This window comes from Lactobacillus gallinarum DSM 10532 = JCM 2011, from assembly GCF_001434975.1.
Lineage (GTDB): Bacteria > Bacillota > Bacilli > Lactobacillales > Lactobacillaceae > Lactobacillus > Lactobacillus gallinarum.
The window spans coordinates 1-237 of record NZ_AZEL01000072.1 but is presented as its reverse complement, the minus strand read 5'-3'; the positions used below and the strand labels follow the sequence as shown (position 1 = coordinate 237).

General features: G+C 54.9%; 3 tRNA genes. All 3 read right to left on the bottom strand.

The features are described from left to right. Position 1: 1 nt before the first annotated feature. Positions 2-74: transfer RNA gene (locus FC37_RS08850), tRNA-Phe, on the bottom strand. A gap of 6 nt (positions 75-80) precedes the next feature. Beyond that, positions 81-154: transfer RNA gene (locus FC37_RS08845), tRNA-Asp, on the bottom strand. Between the two features lie 3 nt (positions 155-157). Further along, positions 158-231: transfer RNA gene (locus FC37_RS08840), tRNA-Met, on the bottom strand. Positions 232-237: the final 6 nt, after the last annotated feature.

Below are 237 nucleotides of genomic sequence, written 5' to 3'. Positions count from 1 at the left end.
ATGGCGCGGGACGGAATCGAACCGCCGACACAAGGAGCTTCAATCCTTTGCTCTACCAACTGAGCTACCGAGCCATCTTACGGTCCATGTGGGATTTGAACCCACGATCTCCTCCGTGACAGGGAGGCGAGATAAACCACTGCTCCAATGGACCAAATTGCGGGAGCTGGATTTGAACCAACGACCTTCGGGTTATGAGCCCGACGAGCTACCAGACTGCTCCATCCCGCGATATTA